This window comes from Streptomyces sp. CO7, from assembly GCF_053474865.1.
The window spans coordinates 75760-91159 of record NZ_JBRIOU010000010.1; the positions used below are offsets into that span (position 1 = coordinate 75760).

Annotated in this window: 10 protein-coding genes; 4 read left to right on the top strand and 6 right to left on the bottom strand. The window is 72.4% G+C overall.

What is annotated here, in order from left to right:
* The 4 genes from ACOV8S_RS28655 to ACOV8S_RS28670 form a co-directional block, all read right to left on the bottom strand.
* Positions 1-420: phage holin family protein (locus tag ACOV8S_RS28655; protein WP_448321404.1), on the bottom strand; the 420-nt coding region annotated here is incomplete at its 3' end.
* Between the two features lie 186 nt (positions 421-606).
* Entirely contained in the window at positions 607-2004 is a 1398-nt protein-coding gene (gene nhaA / locus ACOV8S_RS28660) for a Na+/H+ antiporter NhaA (protein WP_448321405.1), read from the bottom strand.
* A 241-nt stretch (positions 2005-2245) separates the two neighbouring features.
* Positions 2246-4246: an acetate--CoA ligase gene (acs, locus tag ACOV8S_RS28665; protein WP_448321406.1), complete on the bottom strand. Its 2001-nt coding sequence runs from the start codon at positions 4244-4246 to the stop codon at positions 2246-2248.
* Between the two features lie 398 nt (positions 4247-4644).
* Complete coding sequence (locus tag ACOV8S_RS28670; RefSeq protein ID WP_448321407.1) at positions 4645-6939, bottom strand: SulP family inorganic anion transporter; 2295 nt, start codon at positions 6937-6939, stop codon at positions 4645-4647.
* 346 nt (positions 6940-7285) lie between these two features.
* Between ACOV8S_RS28670 and ACOV8S_RS28675 the strand changes: the two genes are divergently transcribed.
* The gene (locus tag ACOV8S_RS28675) at positions 7286-8575 is read left to right on the top strand and encodes a hypothetical protein (RefSeq protein WP_448321408.1); all 1290 of its coding nucleotides are present in this window, start codon (positions 7286-7288) and stop codon (positions 8573-8575) included.
* A 115-nt stretch (positions 8576-8690) separates the two neighbouring features.
* Here ACOV8S_RS28675 and ACOV8S_RS28680 read toward each other — a convergent pair whose 3' ends face one another.
* Positions 8691-9671, bottom strand: a complete 981-nt coding sequence (locus ACOV8S_RS28680) for an ATP-binding protein (RefSeq protein ID WP_448321409.1) — start codon at positions 9669-9671, stop codon at positions 8691-8693.
* Between the two features lie 196 nt (positions 9672-9867).
* On the opposite strand from ACOV8S_RS28680, the gene ACOV8S_RS28685 reads away from it, so the two are divergent.
* Positions 9868-10692, top strand: a complete 825-nt coding sequence (locus tag ACOV8S_RS28685) for an oxidoreductase (protein ID WP_448321410.1) — start codon at positions 9868-9870, stop codon at positions 10690-10692.
* 462 nt (positions 10693-11154) lie between these two features.
* Here the strand turns inward: ACOV8S_RS28685 and ACOV8S_RS28690 are convergent, their stop codons facing one another.
* Complete coding sequence (locus ACOV8S_RS28690) at positions 11155-12000, bottom strand: HAD family hydrolase (RefSeq protein WP_448321411.1); 846 nt, start codon at positions 11998-12000, stop codon at positions 11155-11157.
* A 558-nt stretch (positions 12001-12558) separates the two neighbouring features.
* Between ACOV8S_RS28690 and ssd the strand changes: the two genes are divergently transcribed.
* Together ssd and ACOV8S_RS28700 are read left to right on the top strand one after the other, a co-directional pair.
* Positions 12559-13671 (top strand): septum site-determining protein Ssd, encoded by a 1113-nt coding sequence (gene ssd, locus ACOV8S_RS28695; protein WP_448321412.1) that lies wholly within the window; start codon positions 12559-12561, stop codon positions 13669-13671.
* A complete protein-coding gene (locus ACOV8S_RS28700; protein ID WP_448321413.1) occupies positions 13668-14945 on the top strand; it encodes a TadA family conjugal transfer-associated ATPase in 1278 nt (425 codons plus the stop codon). The genes ssd and ACOV8S_RS28700 overlap by 4 nt, the downstream gene beginning before the upstream one ends.
* The last annotated feature ends 455 nt before the right edge of the window (positions 14946-15400 follow it).

Below are 15400 nucleotides of genomic sequence, written 5' to 3' on the forward strand. Positions count from 1 at the left end.
GTGCGGCTTGGCGTTCTGCAGCACCTCGGCGGTCCGCTTCATCTCCTCGCTCACCTGCTGTGGGCCATGGCTCTTCTTGGCCTTCTTGACGAAGACCATGCCGATCAGCACCAGCACGAGGGCGACGACGAGGGAGGCGGCGAAGGAGAGCAGGAAGCAGATCGCCAGGTTCCACTCCGACCAGGTGTGGATGCCGTAGGCCAGGGCGAAGCTGAGCATCGGCAGGGAGAACACCAGCAGGGCCAGTGCCACGGTGAAGAGGGCCGAGCCGGTGGCGCCTCGTTTGACGTCCTGCTTGAGCAACGCCCGCGCGTAGGCGATCTGGTCCTGGACCAGAGCGGACATCTCGGTCGACGCCGTGGCGAACAGCTGACCCATGCTGCGTTCGGTGCCGACCGGGTTGCCGTCGGGTGCGCTCATCGCGGACTCCCTTTCCTGCCGAGTTCTGTACCGTCCAGTCAGATCATGCCGGACCCGCACGAACCTTGCGCGCACCGGCCGGTAGTAGAGGTACCCCCGATCACCTCCGGTGTACGTCGGGCCGGGAGAAGACCTGAGGAAGAGTCACGGCTGAGGTTGCGGAGCCGGGCAGGCGGGCGCGCGTCCTCACTCGCGTCGCTCGGCCGCCATCGTCTCGGCCAGGCGACGGTGCTCGGCGGCCTTGCGCTCCAGGATCCGTGCCATCCGCAGGTGGTACTCCGGGTCGTCCTGGGTGTAGACGTCCGGAATCCCGTCGCTGTCCTCGTCGCGCTCCTCCTCCTCGGTCATCCGCCGGTACGTGGCGTTGCGGAGCCTCAGCAGCACGGCGGCGAGCAGGGTCGCCAGCAGCGAGCCGACCAGGACGGCGGCCTTCACGTGCTCGGTGAGCTCGGCGTCGCCTTCGAAGGCCAGTTCCCCGATCAGCAGCGACACGGTGAACCCGATGCCCGCGAGGGTGGCCAGGGCGAACACGTCGGCCCAGGCGAGGTCGTCGCTGAGAGAGGCACGGGTGAAGCGGGCGGCCAGCCAGGTCCCGCCGAAGATGCCGACCGTCTTGCCGAGCACCAGGCCCAGCGTCACGCCCAGCGTCTCCGGTTCGGTGAACACCGCGGCGAGGTCCCCCGCGGCCACCGGCACACCCGCCGCGAACAGGGCGAACAGCGGTACGGCCAGACCCGCCGAGAGCGGCCGGACCAGGTGCTCGATGCGCTCGCCGGGCGAGACGTCCTCGCCCTCGCGGCGCGAGCAGCGCAGCATCAGGCCCATGGCCACGCCGGCGATCGTCGCGTGGACGCCGCTGTTGTACATCAGGCCCCAGATCACCAGGCCGAGCGGCACGTAGACCCACCAGCCGCGGACGCCCTTGCGGAGCAGGAACCAGAAGACCGCCAGCCCGGCCGCCGCCCCGCCCAGGGCGGCGAAGTTCAGCTGGTGGGTGAAGAAGAGCGCGATGATCACGATGGCGAGCAGGTCGTCGACCACCGCGAGGGTCAGCAGGAAGGCGCGCAGCGCCGAGGGCAGCGAGGTGCCGATCACCGCGAGGACGGCCAGCGCGAAGGCGATGTCCGTGGCGGTCGGGACCGCCCAGCCGGACGCCGACCCGCCCATGGCCCCGTTGACCGCGAGGTACACCAGCGCGGGCGCCACCATGCCGCAGACGGCCGCGATCACCGGGAGGGCGGCCGCCTTGGGGTCCTTGAGGTCGCCGGCCACCAGCTCACGCTTGAGCTCGATGCCGGCCACGAAGAAGAAGATCGCCAGCAGGCCTTCCGAGGCCCAGTGCTCGATCGACAGGTCGAGGCCGAGGGCGGAGGGCCCGAGGTGGATGTGGCTGAACGACTCGTAGCTGCCGCTGATGCCCGGTGCGTTGGCCCACACCAGCGCGGTGACCGCGGCGAGCAGGAGCAGGACGCCGCCGACCGTCTCGGTGCGCAGGGCGTCCGCCAGGAAGCCGCGTTCGCGCAGCGAGACCCTGCGGAAAGCCTCGTGGGGCGCGTCATCGGTGGTGTGGTCGGGCTTCGCCATCAGGGCGCTCTCCTGGGTGGTCGGGGCATGGCTGTAGTCATGCCGACCAGACTTCCCGGCGCACCTGAGGTCTTTTCGTCACCACGCTGAGAGCACAGAGACACAAGACGCGATCATCAGCCTACCCAATGGGGCGGTGAAGTGGCAGAGCGGCCCGGGCTCCGTCGCGTTCTCACACGGAGCCCGGGCCGCCACAGCCGCCATGGCGGCCCGCTCCCGGCTGTGTCGAGGCCGTACCGCCTCAGTCGGAGTCGCTCTGCGCCGACGGCAGCTTGTCCTGGATGAGCTGCATGACGCCCGCGTCGGTCAGCGTGGTCACGTCGCCCAGGGCCCTGTTCTCCGCCACGTCCCGCAGCAGGCGGCGCATGATCTTGCCGGAGCGGGTCTTGGGCAGCTCCGCGACCGGCAGGACGCGCTTGGGCTTGGCGATCGGGCCGAGCGTCGCGCCGACGTGGTTGCGCAGCTCGTCGACCAGTCCGTCGTCCTCGGAGGCGTTGCCGCGCAGGATGACGAAGGCGACGATGGCCTGGCCGGTCGTCTCGTCGGCCGCGCCCACCACGGCCGCCTCGGCGACCTTCGGGTGCGAGACCAGCGCGGACTCGACCTCGGTGGTGGAGATGTTGTGGCCGGACACCAGCATGACGTCGTCCACCCGGCCGAGCAGCCAGATGTCGCCGTCGTCGTCCTTCTTGGCGCCGTCGCCCGCGAAGTACCTGCCGGGGAAGCGGGACCAGTAGGTGTCGATGAACCGCTGGTCGTCGCCCCAGATGGTGCGCAGCATGGAGGGCCACGGCTCGGTCAGCACCAGGTAGCCGCCGCCTCCGTCGGGCACCTCGTTGGCCTCGTCGTCCACCACGGTCGCCGCGATGCCGGGCAGCGCGACCTGGGCGGAGCCGGGCTTGGTCTCCGTGACGCCGGGCAGCGGCGAGATCATGATCGCGCCGGTCTCGGTCTGCCACCAGGTGTCCACGACCGGCCTGGAACCCGCGCCGATGCGGTCGCGGTACCAGACCCACGCCTCGGGGTTGATCGGCTCGCCCACCGAGCCGAGCACCCGCAGTGAGCTCAGGTCGAACTTGGCGGGGATGTCGTCGCCCCACTTCATGAACATGCGGATCACGGTGGGGGCGGTGTAGAGGATGGTCACGCCGTACTTCTGGACGATCTCCCAGAAGCGGCCCTGGTGCGGGGTGTCCGGGGTGCCCTCGTACATGACCTGGGTGGCGCCGTTGGCCAGCGGGCCGTAGACGATGTACGAGTGGCCGGTGACCCAGCCGACGTCGGCGGTGCACCAGTAGACGTCGGTCTCCGGCTTGAGGTCGAACACCGCGTGGTGGGTGTACGCGACCTGGGTCAGGTAGCCGCCGGAGGTGTGCAGGATGCCCTTCGGCTTACCCGTGGTGCCCGAGGTGTAGAGGATGAACAGCGGCTGCTCGGCCTCGAACGCCTCGGGGGTGTGCTCGGCCGACTGGCGCTCGGTGATCTCGTGCCACCAGACGTCGCGGCCCTCGGTCCAGTCGACATCCTGGGACGTGCGGCGGACCACCAGCACGTGCTCCACGCCGTCGACCTTGGTGAGCGCCTCGTCCACGGCGGGCTTGAGCGCGGACGGCTTCCCGCGGCGCCAGCCGCCGTCGGCGGTGATGACCACCTTGGCGTCGGCGTCCTTGATGCGGGTGGCCAGCGCGTCGGCGGAGAAGCCGCCGAAGACCACCGAGTGGGCGGCGCCGATACGGGCGCAGGCCAGCATCGCGACGGCCGTCTCCGGGATCATCGGCATGTAGACGGCCACGCGGTCGCCCTTGCGGACGCCCAGTTCGAGCAGCGCGTTGGCGGCGCGGGAGACCTCGTCCTTGAGCTCGGCGTAGGTGATGGCGCGCGTGTCGCCGGGCTCGCCCTCGAAGTGGATGGCCACCCGGTCGCCGTTGCCGGCCTCCACGTGACGGTCCACGCAGTTGTAGGCCACGTTGAGGGTGCCGTCCTGGAACCACTTGGCGAACGGCGGGTTCGACCAGTCGAGCGTCTCGTTCGGCTCGGTGGCCCAGGTCAGCCGGCGGGCCTGCTCGGCCCAGAAGCCGAGCCTGTCAGCCTTGGCCTGCTCATACGCCTCCGCGGTGACGTTGGCCGCGGCGGCCAGGTCGGCGGGGGGTGCGAACCTGCGCTCCTCTTTGAGCAGGTTGGCCAGGCTTTCGTTGCTCACGACATCTCCCATTCCAAGGGTGTCCGCTGTGTCCCAAGCCACAGCTCATCAGACCGGAGGGAGTACTGACAAGGGTCGACCGGAAATTGGTGTAGACCTGTGCGGGTTTCCTCCGGGGCTGCGACCTCGGTCTTCGCGGATGGCTTGCGCGGATCGGTCATCCGTTGTCACGTACGGCCGCTTGGTGGAGTTCAGCGGGGGACCCACCTCGGGCGCGAGGCCACGCGTGACGTGCGACCCACGCACGCCCGGTGCTGCCGGGCCGCCCACCGGGTGCGGGACGGTCCGCGTCGTGAGGGACGCACTACCCGCAGGTGGTGACGTCTACCCATGGACGGGTCCGCCGGCGGGCCCCGCAAGCCGGCGGCGCCGGGCGACGCCACCCGGCCGGCGAGGCATGATCGGCCCCGCCGCCCAGGCGGCCTCGACGCGGCAGGCGGTCAGCTCGCGCCGGTCAGATCGGCCTCCGCCTCCCGGACGTCGTCGAAGACCGGCGTGCCCCGCGAGTCGGTCAGGAGGTAGGCCTGCGCCTCACCGACGTGGAAGTACATGCCGTTGAGCTCCAGGCGCCCTTCCGCGACGGCCCGGGCGACCGACTCGTGGGCCTTCAGGTGCTCCAGCTGTTGCGCGACGTTGGTGAGGCACAGGAGCTCGACCGCGTCCGCCGGCTCCCTGGCGCTCAGCCGCGCCGGAGGATGCGCGCCGGAGGCCACGCGGCGCAGGCTGGGCAGCCCGTGCCGCAGCCACCTCTCCAGCGGGGTCCCGTCGCCGTCGGGCTCCGAGTCGATCAGGGCCTGCATCGCGCCGCATCCGGAGTGACCGCAGACGGTGATGGAGCGGACCCGCAGGACGTCCACCGCGTACTCGATGGCGGCGGCCACCGAGTCGTCGCCCGACTCCTCGCCCGGGGGCGGCACCAGGTTCCCGACGTTGCGGACGACGAAGAGGTCGCCCGGCCTGCTCGTGGTGATCATCGACGTCACCAGCCGGGAGTCGGCGCAGGTGAGGAAGAGCTGTGCGGGTCGTTGCCCCTCCCGCGCCAGCCTGGCCAGCTCGCTGCGCACCAGGGGGGCGGTGTCCCGCTGGAAGGCGCTGATGCCGCGCACCAGTTCGTGCTCGCTGGGCGGCGGCCCGCCGGGCGCTCCGGAGGCGTCCGGTGGGTCGGTCGGGCAGGGCTCGGCCGCGGTCGGCGCGCCGACGGCCGTCAGGCCCGTGCGCAGGCCGGTGAGACGGACGGAGCCGCCGTGCGCCCGGTGGGAGGTGCGCCAGTCCTGGAGCGACTCGTACGCGGCGTGGTCCACGAAGGAGCCGTGCAGCTCGACCACCGCGTCGGCGCCCTCCGGGATGAGGTGCAGCACCCGGCTCAGCCGGGGAACGGCGAGGAAGGTCAGCTGGCCCCGGACGTGGACGCGGTGGACGCCGTCGCGCACCTCGTGGGTGATCCGGGTGTGGGTCAGGCGGTGGAGGGCGACCGCGACCGCGGCGAGCACGCCGACGCCCACGCCTTGCAGGACCCCCAGGAAGGTGACGGCCACGGCGGTGACCGCGTACACGAGGGCCTCACGGTGGCGGTTGACCGTGCGGATGTGGTGGAGGGAGACCATCTGGACGCCGATCGCCATCACCAGGGCGGCGAGCGCCGCGAGGGGGATCAGCTCCAGCGCGGGCACCAGCAGCAGTGCCGCTGCGGCGATCCACAGGCTGTGCAGCATCGCCGAGTTGCGGCTGACGGCGCCGCAGCGGGCGTTGGCCGAACTGCGCACCGCCACGCCCGTGACCGGCAGGCCGCCCAGGGCGCCGGAGGCCATGTTGGCGAAGCCCTGGCCGCGCAGCTCCCGGTCGAGGTCGGCCCGCGGCACCGGCGGGCCCCCACGGGTCGCGGCGATCTTGTCCACGGCCACCGCGGAGAGCAGCGTCTCCACGCCTCCGACCAGGGTGATGGTGAGCACCGCCGCGGCCAGCGGCAGCGCGGGGCCCTCGGGGAACCCGGCCAGCGCGTGGTTGGACCAGGAGGGGAGGTCCACGCGGGGGAGGCTGAGCCCCAGGGCGAGGGCGACGGCGGTGGCCGTCAGCATGGCGGCGAGCGCGGCGGGGACCAGGCGCATGATCCGCCCGGCCGCGCCGGGGATCCGCGACCACCCGAGCAGTACCACCAGGGTCAGGGCGCTGACGGCGACGGCGCCCGGGTGCAGGTCGGCCAACTGGGCGGGCAGCGCGCGGAGGTTGTCCGGGACCGAGCTCTGCGGGGTGCCGCCGAGGACGATGTGCAGCTGGGCGACGGCGATGGTGACGCCGATGCCGGCCAGCATGCCGTGCACGATGGCCGGGCTGACGGCGAGGGCGGTGCGGGCGACCCGGAGCCAGCCGAGGGCCACCTGGGTCACACCGGCGAGGACGGTGACGGCACAGGTGGTGCGCCATCCGTACTGCTGGATCAGGTCCGCGGTGACCACGGTGAGGCCGGCGGTGGGCCCGCTGACGGTGAGCGGGGCGCCGCCCAGCCGGCCGGCGACCAGGCTGCCCACTGCGGCGGCCACCAGACCGGCCTGGAGGGGAGCGCCGGTGGCCAGCGCGATGCCCAGCGAGAGGGGCAGGGAGATCAGGAACACCGTGACCGAGGCGGACAGGTCGGCGGGCGCGATCCTGAGGCGGCGCCACCGGGGCGGCGGACTGTGGGGGCGGTGGATGCGCCCGGCCTCGTGGGCCTCGGCGCGGTCGGGAACGCAGGCGGACATGATGCGCGTTTCTCCTCCGGGACGGCGCGGTCGCGCGAAGGCTCGCCGCGACCGCGGACGACGGCACTGGACTGCGGCACCGGGCCGACCGCATACCGTGCGGGGGCATCGAGTGCCAACTCTCAGTAAACGAACAGTAATTCTTAGTAAAGAGCTCGTACAGAGAAAACGGGCAAATGGCCTGATAAGTCATCCAAACGGGTGAAGGGTTATTTTCATCGGCTTGTCATACAAATTCTTTCGCCTCATCGTGCGACCTTGACGGCTCCGCCGGGCCTCCGGCGGTCCACCGGGGAGCGCCTCAGTGGGCGCTCGGTCTGAGCGAAGGAAGAAGGTGGGGCGGGAGATGACCGCCAACCGGAGAACTGTCGCCGTGCTCGTGGCGGCAGCGGCCTGCGCCGTGTCACTGGCCGGCTGTGGAACAGGGGCCGACGGCGCGGCAGGCGCCCAGGGTGCGGCGGGCCCCAGGAAGGGCGCGCAGAAGAAGGCTCCGCAGGTGGTCCGTCTCATCGGGGACGGGTCCACCGCCTACACCGGGGCGCAGCCCCATCTGCCCAAGGCCGAGCGGCTCAAGCCCGGGCAGCGTCCTCCGCAGTTCGTCGTCTTCTCCTGGGACGGCGCCGGCGAGGACGGGCAGAAGCTCTTCTCCCACTTCCGGAAGGTGGCCGCGGAGAACAAGGCCACCATGACCTACTTCCTCAGCGGCGTGTACATGCTGCCGGAGGAGAAACGTTCCCTCTATCAGCCTCCCGGGCGCTCCGCGGGGAGCTCCGACATCGGCTTCAACGACGTCCAGGGAGTGGCCGCCACCGTCGAGCAGCTGCGCCGGGCGTGGCTCGAGGGCAACGAGATCGGCACCCACTTCAACGGCCACTTCTGCGGTGGCAACGGCGTCGGCAGCTGGTCGGTCGAACAGTGGAAGAGCGAGATCGCGCAGGCCAAGAGCTTCGTGCAGACCTGGAAGACCAACACCGGTCTCAAGGACGCCCAGCCGCTGCCGTTCGACTACGAGAAGGAACTGGTCGGCGGCCGGACGCCCTGCCTGGAGGGGCAGGAGAACTTCCGCGCGGCCGCCCGGGAACTGGGCCTGCGTTACGACACCAGCGGCGTCCGCGAGCAGGTCTGGCCCGAGCGGAAGGACGGGCTGTGGGACCTGTCCATGCACATGGTCCCGGTGCCCGGCCGCGCCTTCGAGACCATCTCCATGGACTACAACTTCATGGTCAACCAGTCCGGGGGCAGCACCCGTGGCAACCCGGCCATGCACCAGCAGTGGGGCGACCAGATGCGTGACGGCCTGATGGCCGCCTTCCGCCGCTCGTACGACGGGAACCGGGCGCCGGTGATCATCGGCAACCACTTCGAGTCGTGGAACGGCGGCGTCTACATGCGGGCGGTCGAGGAGGTCGTCAAGGGAGTGTGCACCCAGCCCGAGGTGCGCTGCGTCTCGTTCCGGCAGCTCGCGGACTGGCTGGACGCGCAGGATCCGCAGACGATCGCCAAGCTGCGGACGCTCGGCATCGGACAGGCGCCCCAGGAGGGCTGGCAGCGCTTCATGACGTCCCCGGCAGCTCCCGCGGCTCCCGCGGCTCCGGCGGATCCCGCCGCTCCCGCGGCGCAGGCTCCCGGCCGCTGAGCGGATCTCGCCCCTCGTCGGACGTCGTGCGGCACCGCTCGCCGCGCAGGTGCGGCCGGAATCCCCGGCCGCACCTGCGCGCCCATTTCGCCCGCGGGGGACGGGCGTCGACGGTTCAGGCCGGTTCGCTCACCCGCTCGTCGAGGACGAAGCCGGGGTCCACCTGCTGTGCCAGGTCGGTCCCCGTCCTCGCGTTTCCCCAGGACTCCGCGTTCCTGAGGTGGAAGTGCACCATCTGGCGGGTGTACCGCTCCCAGTCCCGCGCCTCGTAGCGCGCGTCGGCCGCGGCGCGCAACGCCTCCAGCGCGGCCCGGTCGACGGCGTCCAGCTGGTCGAAGCACGGGGGCCGGCCCTTCTCCATCGCCCGGACCCAGTCCGACTGGCCGACCGTCACCAGCAGGTCGTCCCCCACCTCGGCGCGCAGGAACTCGAGGTCCTCGGGGCCCTGCACCTTGTTGCCCACGACCTTGAGGGCGACCCCGAAGTCCCGCGCATACTCCTTGTACTGGCGGTAGACCGAGACGCCCTTGCGGGTCGGTTCGGCGACCAGGAAGGTCATGTCGAAACGGGTGAACATGCCCGAGGCGAACGAGTCCGAGCCGGCCGTCATGTCCACCACGACGTACTCGTCGCGCCCGTCGACCAGGTGGTTCAGGCACATCTCCACGGCGCCGGTCTTGGAGTGGTAGCAGGCCACCCCCAGATCGGACTCGGTGAAGGGGCCGGTGACCATCAGGCGGACCGTGCCCCCGTCCAGTTCGACAGGACGGGCGCAGGCGTCGTACACCGGGTTCTGTTCCCGTACGCGCAGCAGGCGGGATCCCTCGCCGGGCGGCGTGGTCTTGATCATCGCCTCGGCGGAGGCGATCCGCGGATTGGTGCCGCGTAGGTAGTCCTTGATGAGGGTGAGGTGCCGGCCCATCGCGGGCAGGGCGGCGGCCTCCGTCTCGTCGAGGCCGAGCGCGGCTCCCAGGTGCTGGTTGATGTCCGCGTCCACGGCGATGACCGGCGCCCCGGAGGCTGCGAGGTGGCGTACGAACAGCGAGGACAAGGTCGTCTTGCCGCTGCCGCCCTTGCCGACGAAAGCAATTTTCATGTTCACCTAGCGTAGTAGCTCCATAGCGCTGTGTGGCAGATCCGGCGGTAATCGTCCTGACGACCACTCCTTCGTGGGGCCTCCACCGGAACCGCGGTCAAGGCGCGTCCCCTGCCGTCACTTGCTCCGGTGCTCCCCGGGCGGGGCGTCGGGCCGGGCGATGTGGGGCCGGGCGAGGGCGCGTAATGTCGTACTCATGAGTACGACTGGCGCGTCCGCCGACCCGCTCGCGGCCCTGGGGTCCCTTCCCGGTGTGGCCGACTCCGTGGAGTCCGTCCGCAAGTACGTCGACCGGGTCTACGGCCACCGCATCATGCGTCGCCGCAGCAACGAGATCACCTCCGAGGCGGCTCTGCGCGGGGCGCGTGGGTCCGCCGCGCTCGCCGGCGCGGACTGGGCGCTGGAGGAGGTCCGCCGCCGGACCGACTTCAGCGGTGACGACGAGTCCCGGGTGGTGGGCGCCGCGCTGCGGCTCACCGCGGAGGCGGGCCAACTGCTGTCCATCTGGCGGCAGTCGCCGCTGCGGGTGCTGGCCCGCCTGCACCTGGTGGCGGCCGCGGGCGGCGGTGACGACATCGGGCGCCCCCGGCTGGCCGGCGAGACGGTCGACGAGCCGCTGATCGAGCTGCCGTTGCCCGACGCGGACGAGGTCGCCGGGCGGCTGGACGGGCTCGCCCGCCTGATCATCGACGGCGGTTCGGCGCCTGCCCTGGTCAAGGCCGCGGTGGTGCACGGCGAGATCCTCGCCCTGCGGCCCTTCCGCTCGCACAACGGTCTGGTGGCCAGGGCCGCCGAGCGGATCGTCCTGGTGGGCAGCGGGCTGGACCCCAAGTCGATCTGTCCGGCCGAGGTGGGGCACGCGGAACTGGGCCGGGCCGCCTACCGGGCGGCCCTGGACGGCTACGTCTCCGGGACTCCGGAGGGGATGAGCGCCTGGATCACCCACTGCGGCAAGGCGGTCGAGCTCGGCGCCCGGGAGTCGACGGCGGTCTGCGAGGCGCTGCAGCGCGGCGCCGCCTGAGGCGCGGCCGGCAGACGGGGGCCGGGGCGGAGTCACCCCGCACAGGGTTGCGGCGGCACGAGTTCTCGTGCCGCCGCTCGCATGACGCCGCCGGGTTACCAAGCGTCCTCGTAAGTCGCCCATCAGGCCGGGAACTTTCTCCCGTGGCCTGGTGCGGCTGGCCCGTAATCGACGGGTCGACGTCGCGTGGGTGCCCGGTTGTTCATGCTCCGGTCCGTGGGGCCATGGCGTTGCGAAGGTCATCCCGTCGGATGTCCCCGGTCTCGCGGGCCGTTAAGTCCTTTGTACTCCTGTTGTGCCGCTTGTGTGAACCCCTGTCGGAATTCGTTTGATTTGCCGTTCAAGCATTCTGCCGGAACATGCCGTGCCGGCCGGAGGTGCGATCCCGCGGACCCGCGTGCCGGCGCCCCCTGACCGCTGGTCAGGGGGCGCCGGGGGCGGCCGGGCGGATGTGCCGGGCTGTCAGACGGAGGCCGCCCGCCTGCGGCTGGTGGCGTACCAGACCAGGGCGGCCGCCGCCGCGGCGCCGACCGTGGCCGCCGCGACCAGCACCGGGCGGGAGGGGGCCGTGAAGTTCGGGACCCGCTGCTTCAGGCGGACCGGCCGGCTGAAGTCGAGGATCGGCCAGCCGCGGGTCAGGGCCTCACGGCGCAGCGGCCGGTCCGGGTTGACGGCGTGCGGGTGGCCCACCGTCTCCAGCATGGGCAGGTCCGTCGCCGAGTCGCTGTAGGCGTAGCAACGGGTCAGGTCGTACCCCTCGGACTCGGCCAGCTCGCGGATGGCCTCGGCCTTGGTGGGTCCGTAGGCGTAGTACTCGACCTCGCCGGTGAAGCGGCCGTCGTCACCGACCACCATCCGGGTGGCCACCACCCGGTCGGCGCCCAGCATCTCGCCGATCGGCTCGACCATGACCGACCCGGAGGTCGAGACGATCACCACGTCACGGCCGGCCAGGTGGTGCTCCTCGATCAGCGAGGCGGCCTCGTCGTAGATGATCGGGTCGATGAGGTCGTGCAGGGTCTCGGCGATGATGTCCCTGACCTGCTGGACGTCCCAGCCGCGGCACATGGCGGACATGTGCCTCCGCATGCGTTCCATCTGGTCGTGGTCGGCGCCGCCCGCCAGGAAGACGAACTGGATGTACGCCGTGCGCAGGGCGGCGCGGCGATTGATCAGTCCGCCTTGGTAGAAGGACCTGCCGAAGGTGAGCGTGCTCGACTTCGCGATGACCGTCTTGTCCAGGTCGAAGAAGGCCGCGGTGCGGGGCAAGGAGTGGTTTTCCACAAGGCGAGCATAGGGGGCAGCCATTCGGCGTAAGGTGTGGCGCGTGGGTTTGCCTGAGAAGCCTCTCGGGTACACCATGGAAGTCACGGATCGTTCGCGACCGTGCTAACCCGGTCCGGCTCCTCCCCCCCCGAGTCGGATCGTGGATGACGACCCCCGCTCTCCCCCCCGGCGGGGGTCGTCGCATGTCCGGACGGGTTTTCGCCCCCCGGGCCAGGCGGCCGGAGCCTCTCTCGCAGAGGGTCCGGCCGCCTTTTGCGTGCTCGCGGGTGGTGACTGTCGGTAATCGAGAGGATGCGTGCGGGTTCCCCCTTCGTGTCTGTCCCGCGCACCGGTGAGTCGCTCTCTCGCGCTTCGCTCGTGGGGGTGAACGCGATATTCACATTCGCCGGGTTGTCCCCCGATATCCACCAAGATCCACTTCTTTTTCCGTTGTGCCGCACGGTGTTTCCGACGCGCCCGGATGACGGCTCACGGCTTCGCGGCCCCGTTTTTCCGCCCGCGCCGCTCAGTTCCGACACCAGTTTTGACACCGACGGCCGGGGAGACATGTCCTCCCCGCGCGGGCAGGAGGCAGCAGCCATGACCGGACGTACCCCCGACATCCCCGGCACCCCCGCCGGCGCTTCCGGCGGGGGAGCGGGCGTACCGCTCATCGTGACCGAGGACCCCCTGCTCCTCGACGATCTGCTGCGGCTGTGCGCCGCGGCCGGGGCGACCCCCGAGGTGCATCCCGGGCCACCCGGCAGGCGCTCCGTCTGGGAGGGCGCGCCGCTCGTCCTGATCGGGGACGACGCCGCCCGCCGGGTGCGCGGTGCACCGCGCAGACCGGGTGTGGTCCTGGTCGGGCGCGACCCGGACGATCCCGGAGTGTGGCGCCACGCCGTCGAGATCGGCGCCGACCACGTGCTGGTCCTGCCGGACGGCGAGCAATGGCTCACCGACCGGATCGCCGACGTCGTGGAGGGCGTGGGCCGCCCTGCCCTCACGGTCGGAGTCATCGGCGGCCGGGGCGGAGCCGGGGCCTCCACGCTGGCCTGCGCGCTGGCCGTCACCTCCGCCCGTGGCGGGGTGCGCACGCTCCTGGTGGACGCCGACCCCCTGGGAGGAGGGCTCGACGTCCTCCTGGGCGGCGAGGCCGCCGAAGGGCTGCGCTGGCCCGCCTTCGCCTCCTCGCGGGGCAGGCTGGGCGGCGGGGCGCTCGAGGAGTCCCTGCCCAGCCTCCACTCGCTACGGGTGCTGAGCTGGGACCGCGGTGACTGCGTGAGCGTTCCCCCCGACGCCGTACGGGCCGTGCTGGCGGCGGCCCGGCGGGGCGGTGGCGCCGTGGTGGTGGACCTGCCCCGGCGGGTCGACGAGGGCGTCGCGGAGATCCTGGCTCAGCTGGACCTGGCGGTGCTGGTGGTGCCCGCGGAGATCAGGGCGGTGGCCGCGGCGGGCAGGGTGGCCTCGATGGCCGGGATGGTTCTGCGGGACCTCCGGGTCGCCGTCCGCGGCCCCCACGCGCCGGGCCTCGACGGCGCGGAGGTCGCCCGGCTGCTGGGCCTTCCCCTGCTCGGAGAGGTCCCGGCCGATCCGGACCTGCGCCCGCCCGCGACGGCCTCGCTGCCACCCGGGGCGGCGCCCCGGGCCCCGCTGACCCGGTTCTGCCGCCAGTTCTGGGACCGCGCGACGGCTTCGACAGGTGGGCGATGAACGCCCGCGCGGGAAGCGGAGTCCCTCAGGACGCCGGGGCGACGGGAGACCTGATCGACGGGGTGCGCCGCTGGCTGGCCGAGAGCGGAGCCGACCCCACACCGGCACGGGTGGCCCAGGCGCTGCGTGAACGCGGCGGCCGCGTGCTCGGGGACGAGGAGGTCCTGGGCGCGGCGGTGCGGCTGCGCTCCGAACTGGTGGGAAGCGGACCGCTGGAGCCACTGCTCGCCGACCCGGCGGTGACGGACGTCCTGGTGTCCGCGCCCGACCGGGTGTGGGTTGACCGGGGCACGGGGCTGGAACTGACCGGCGTCGCCTTCCCGGACGCCGTGGCGGTGCGCCGACTGGCCCAGCGGCTGGCCTCCGTCGCCGGACGCCGCCTCGACGACGCCCGCCCCTGGGTGGACGCGCGGCTGCCCGACGGGACACGGCTGCACGCCGTGCTCCCGCCGGTCGCGGTGGGTTGCGCCTGCCTCTCGCTGCGGGTGGTCCGTCCGCGCGCCTTCACCCTCGGCGAGCTGACCGGCGCCGGCATGCTGCCGCCCAGCGGGGAGGGGGTGCTGCGGGCCCTGGTGGACGCCCGGCTGTCCTTTCTCATCAGCGGAGGCACCGGTACCGGCAAGACCACGCTGCTCAGCGCGCTGCTGGGCCTGGCCGGCCCGGCCGAGCGGATCGTGCTGGCCGAGGACTCGGCGGAGCTGCGGCCGGAGCACCCCCACGTCGTCCGGCTGGAGAGCCGACCGGCGAACCAGGAGGGCGCCGGGCTGGTGACGCTGGAGGACCTGGTGCGGCAGGCGCTCCGGATGCGGCCCGACCGACTGGTGGTGGGCGAGGTGCGCGGGGCGGAGGTGGTGCATCTGCTGGCCGCGCTCAACACCGGCCACAGCGGGTGCGGGACGGTGCACGCCAACGCGGCGGCGGACGTCCCGGCCCGGCTGGAGGCCCTGGGGACGGCCGCCGGCCTCGACCGGGCCGCGCTGCACAGCCAGCTCGCCGCGGCGCTGTCGGTGGTGATCCACCTCGTACGTGATCGCGGCGGACGCCGTCGGATCGCCGAGGTGCGGGTGCTGGAGCGCGACGCGGCGGGGCTGGTGCGGACGGTGCCCGCCCTGCGGTGGAGCGAGCGGGCCTTCGTGCCGCAGGCCGGGTGGGAGCGCCTGGTGCGACTGCTGGACGCCGGGACTCCGGGCGGTGCGGAGCAGTGGGCGGAGCGGGCAGGGCAGTGCACCGAGGGCCCGGTGCCGGAGTCGGCCGGTGCGAGGCGGGCGTGGTGACCGTCGGGGCCGCGGGAGCGGCCGGGGCGGGGAGCGGCGCGGTCGCGGTGGCGGCGGTGTGCGCTGCGGCGGGCCTCTGGTGGTGGCCGGGAGCGAGGTCGCAGGCTCCTCGGGCACGAGCCATGGCGCGGGCGGCCCGGAAGCGATCCGGTGCCGTGGAGGTGGAGACAGGCCCGTGGAGCGGGCCGGACGCAGACCGGGAGCCCGGCCTGCGGGGCGTGCTTGCCCGGAGGCTCCTTGCTCCAGGTCTCCGGGCCCGTGGGCGTCGGCCCGGAGCCGAGTGGTGGGCTCCGGTGGCCGGGGGAGTGGTGGCGCTGCTGGGGGCCTCGCCCCTCCCCTTGGCGGTGGGCATGGCGGCCGTGCCCCTGGTGCGGAGGGTGCGGCGCGCCTCGGCCGCGCGGGCGGAGCACGACCGGCGGGCCGAGGCGGTGATCGCCCTGTGCGGTGCGCTGGCG

Bases quoted from the DNA above. Each gene is read 5' to 3' on its own strand.
- nhaA (WP_448321405.1), bottom strand. From the start codon at position 2,004: ATGGCGAAGCCCGACCACACCACCGATGACGCGCCCCACGAGGCTTTC.
- ACOV8S_RS28700 (WP_448321413.1), top strand. From the start codon at position 13,668: ATGAACGCCCGCGCGGGAAGCGGAGTCCCTCAGGACGCCGGGGCGACG.
- ACOV8S_RS28685 (WP_448321410.1), top strand. From the start codon at position 9,868: ATGAGTACGACTGGCGCGTCCGCCGACCCGCTCGCGGCCCTGGGGTCC.
- ACOV8S_RS28670 (WP_448321407.1), bottom strand. From the start codon at position 6,939: ATGTCCGCCTGCGTTCCCGACCGCGCCGAGGCCCACGAGGCCGGGCGC.
- ACOV8S_RS28690 (WP_448321411.1), bottom strand. From the start codon at position 12,000: ATGGCTGCCCCCTATGCTCGCCTTGTGGAAAACCACTCCTTGCCCCGC.
- ACOV8S_RS28675 (WP_448321408.1), top strand. From the start codon at position 7,286: ATGACCGCCAACCGGAGAACTGTCGCCGTGCTCGTGGCGGCAGCGGCC.
- ssd (WP_448321412.1), top strand. From the start codon at position 12,559: ATGACCGGACGTACCCCCGACATCCCCGGCACCCCCGCCGGCGCTTCC.
- ACOV8S_RS28680 (WP_448321409.1), bottom strand. From the start codon at position 9,671: ATGAAAATTGCTTTCGTCGGCAAGGGCGGCAGCGGCAAGACGACCTTG.